General features: G+C 58.3%; 2 protein-coding genes and 1 pseudogene. All 3 read right to left on the reverse strand.

All coding sequences use genetic code 11. The annotated features are described in order from the left end of the window. Positions 1 to 95: 95 nt before the first annotated feature. Positions 96 to 938 (reverse strand): annotated as a pseudogene (gene istA / locus AC13EK_RS05860) (IS21 family transposase); the annotation flags it as partial. A gap of 176 nt (positions 939 to 1,114) precedes the next feature. After that, positions 1,115 to 1,546 (reverse strand): excalibur calcium-binding domain-containing protein, encoded by a 432-nt coding sequence (locus AC13EK_RS05865; protein WP_327197962.1) that lies wholly within the window; start codon positions 1,544 to 1,546, stop codon positions 1,115 to 1,117. Positions 1,547 to 1,624: 78 nt separating this feature from the next. Beyond that, the gene (locus tag AC13EK_RS05870) at positions 1,625 to 1,897 is read right to left on the reverse strand and encodes a hypothetical protein (protein WP_483022083.1); all 273 of its coding nucleotides are present in this window, start codon (positions 1,895 to 1,897) and stop codon (positions 1,625 to 1,627) included. Between the last annotated feature and the right edge of the window lie 307 nt (positions 1,898 to 2,204).

The following is a 2,204-nucleotide window of genomic DNA, read 5'->3' on the forward strand; positions in this document are numbered from 1 at the left end:
TCGTTCATGGCGGGTGTGGCCCGTGGCTTTTTCTGTCCCGGAGAAGGGATGGTTTAGACACCCAATTTCCTACTTCAGAACAGAACCTTACGCTACTCCCGCCAACCCTCCTGACCGCCCCGGTGAATAGGAGAGGTTAGAGCGTCGAGACTCTCGGTCTGCGGGACAGGCTGCCACAGCCGATGCCGCGCATCCTGGACGTTCTTCTCGACCTGGCCCTTCTCCCATCCGGCTGCCGGATTACAGAACTCGGCCTCGAACAGATAATGGCTGACCATCGTCAGGAAGCGGGCGTTGACGGTCCGATCCTTGCCGCGTCCGACCTTGTCGACCGCGGTGCGCATGTTGTCATAGATGCCGCGCCGCGGCACACCGCCGAGCACGCGGAACGCGTGATTATGGGCGTCGAACAGCATCTCGTGGGTCTGGAGGAGATAGGCCCGCACGAAGAAGGCGCGGCTGTAGCTGAGCTTGAAGTGCGCCACCTGCAGCTTGGTGCGCACGCCGTCGATGATCGCCCAGTCCTCGCTCCAGTCGAACTGGAACGCCTCACCTGGCGCAAAGGACAGCGGCACGAACGTGCCCTTGCCGCTCATCTGCTGCTGGCGGCGATAATCGTCACGCCAGCCTCGGGCAAAGGCCGCAACGCGCCCATAGGAGCCATCAAAGCCCAGGCTCACCAGATCGGCATACAGCTGCTTGATCGTGCGCTTCTGCTTGCGCGGGCGACCCATCTCACGCAGCAGCCAGACCGTCAGTCGCTCAACGAACGGATCCAACTTGCTCGGCCGCTCGGGCACCTTGAACCGCGGCTCGACTATGTCCGAACGCAGATATTTACGAACGGTATTGCGGGATAAACCGGTGCGCTTGGCTATCTCACGGATCGACAGATGATCGCGGTAATGCCAGCGCCGGATGACGCTCAATAATGCCATGTCCAACACTCCATGGTCCCCCGCTCGCCAAAGCCAGGGGCGTGTTCAAACATGGGTCACTTCTCAGTGAAAATTACTGGCCTCCCCGGGTCAGTTCTCAGCGGCAATCAACATCTAGAGAATACGGGGCAGATTGTCGCAATATCCATTTGCTTCTAAGACTTCTACTAATCTGACTAACGCCCTCGATAAGGCTCGCAACCAATTCCGTCGCCATCCCGGTCCAGATGAGGGCCATATCCTGGCTCCCCGGCATAAATAGGCGCAGCGCCAGCAGCTCTTACTTGGGCACAATTGCGATAGGACCATGAGGATCGGCCATCAGTTGATGCGGTGGACTGCCTTTCCGGTTCGGCCTTGCGAACAGCCACTGATGGCTGCTGATCATCCAAATCGGCAGCACTCATGTCCGACTGAGGAGCCGCCGCAGCCTGCGGGCGCCAAGCCTCCTCTTCGGCAACAGGGGCGCTTGATGACGAGGAAGGCAGAAGAGCGCTGCCCACTCCACCAACAAAGCCAAGCATGATCGCCCCGCCAATGATGGCGACAGAAGGAAACCTTCCCTTTTGCCTATAGTGTGTAGTGTGTCGCCAATGGTGTCGGTTCATTCGGTCAGGATGGCGAGGGAAGGTAAAGGAGCAGTTGCTGGCTCATTAGCGAGATGGGTACCTATCGAATTATGGAAACTAATCAGGTCTCCCAGGTCCTGATGATGCCCAGCGCATGGGCTCGCCCAGAAAAATTTCGGCACCCCAAAAATCTCCCAGCAACACGTCCGCCCATTCTTGGGCCAACTCACGTCGCCGGCCCATATAAGCAGCGCGGTTATACGCTTTCTCCGCATCGGAGACGGCGCCATGTCTATCGTCAGCCTGCACGTTCTTGGGCGTGTGGGCCAGCATGAGGTCTATCACTTCACGATCACCAGGCTGCATCAAAACGGCCGGACGCTCATTCATGTATGTCGAAAACGCAGCACGAAAGCCGTGAGGGACATGCCTTTGATAGTAGCCAGCTCGGATTAACAGGGCTCTCAGAGTATTTTCGCTAATTGGCCGATGCGCATGTCGTTCGCTGGGAAAACAGAGCTCGAAACGCCCCGTAAGCCGACGAAGCACCTGCAGTAGGTTAGCGTCCGCGCTCGTGGTGTAATTTCCGGTGTAGATTGAGGTGATCGCATGGGGTTGGGCATGCCCAACCCCATGCGATTTCGAACTCGGTGGCCACCGGGCTCATCGGTAAGGTGGAGTTACCACACGTCACACG

The organism is Sphingobium sp. L-44 (assembly GCF_056859495.1).

Bases quoted from the DNA above. Each gene is read 5' to 3' on its own strand.
- AC13EK_RS05865 (WP_327197962.1), bottom strand. From the start codon at position 1,546: ATGAACCGACACCATTGGCGACACACTACACACTATAGGCAAAAGGGA.
- AC13EK_RS05870 (WP_483022083.1), bottom strand. From the start codon at position 1,897: ATGAATGAGCGTCCGGCCGTTTTGATGCAGCCTGGTGATCGTGAAGTG.